General features: G+C 67.7%; 1 protein-coding gene. It reads right to left on the reverse strand.

From position 1 onward, the window contains the following. Positions 1-209: 209 nt before the first annotated feature. Positions 210-1235, reverse strand: a complete 1026-nt coding sequence (locus D6694_09905; protein ID RMH40598.1) for an IS630 family transposase — start codon at positions 1233-1235, stop codon at positions 210-212. Between the last annotated feature and the right edge of the window lie 25 nt (positions 1236-1260).

A 1260-nucleotide genomic window follows, 5' to 3' on the forward strand; every position in this document is an offset into this window, starting at 1 on the left:
GCGCTCCGCCAGACTCATCGTCGCCCACTTGGAAATAGAGAATAAAAGCATCAGACCCGCGCCCGCACCAAAGACAACCGACAGCCAGATCACACGCACCACGTGGCCACGTGCCAACTCCCTGGTCCTCGGCCCTGGAAGTGCTGTTTGGGCGTCGGCGCCTGTAGCCGTCCTGTTCACGCTATTACCCCGGCGATTAAATACTGGCGCTATGCAGCGTACCTGACTGTGGGGCTCTCAAAGAGAGAGCGGATCAGTTGCGGGCGCCGTTGGTTCGAGTGCATCTGCTGCCGCACCCGCTGTTCCTGCTCCCGCATCGTCCCCGCCGGCGGCCGTCGGCCCAACTGCTCCTTGAGGGTGTGATTGAGGTACTCGTCCGGGTTCAGCTCCGGCGAGTACGGCGGCAGATACACCAGTTCGATCTGATCCTCCCGCCCCCGCAGCCACCGCCGCACCCGCACCGCCTTGTGCACCCGCAAGTTGTCCACGATCAGGATCACCTTCCGCTCCATCCCCTTGACCAGCCGCCTTAAAAACTCCACGAACAACCCGGCCGTCATCCCCCGCCGGTACACCATGAACCGCATCTGCCCCCGGTTGTTCACCGCCGAAATCATGCTCACGCTCACCTTCCGCGCCCGCGCCGTCCGCACCGCCCCACGGCCCCGCGGCGCGTAGCTCCGTCCCACCACCTCTTGGTTGCCGATCCCGGTCTCATCGGCCCAGTAAATCACCGCCCCCTCCCGGCGCGCCCGCGCCGCCACCGCCGGATACTCCTCCGCCAGCCACCGCCGCACCGCCTCCGGCTCCTGCCCCGCCTCCCGCCGCCGCGGCTTCTGCGGCGTGTACCCCCAACGCCGCAAATATTCCCCCAGCGTCCGCACCGGCAGCTCCACCCCGTACCGCCGCCGAATCAGCTCCCCCACCGCCCGCCGCGTCCACAGCGCAAAGGGCATCTTCAACTGGTCCGGCGTCCGGTCGGCCACCAGCCGCTGGATCGCTTCCTCCTGCCGCCGACTCAACCGCCGCCGGGTCCCCGGCCGCCGCCCCCGCCGTTTCAACGCCAACCCCTCCCGGCCGCCTTCCCGGTAAAGCCGCCAGTACAACCGCGAGGTGCTCTCCCCAATCCCCAGCACCCGCGCGATCTGCCGGTGGGTCATCCCCTCCTTCTTCAACTTCACCGCCCGCTCTCTCAGTTCGCCGAGCACCTCCGGACTGCTGCTGCGTCGATCCATGCCCAACCCTACTCCATACCCCCCC

This window comes from Gammaproteobacteria bacterium, assembly GCA_003696665.1.
Taxonomy (GTDB): domain Bacteria; phylum Pseudomonadota; class Gammaproteobacteria; order Enterobacterales.

What these genes read in the sequence shown, in the direction of transcription:
- D6694_09905 (RMH40598.1), bottom strand. Translation starts at nt 1,235, where the DNA reads ATGGATCGACGCAGCAGCAGTCCGGAGGTGCTCGGCGAACTGAGAGAG.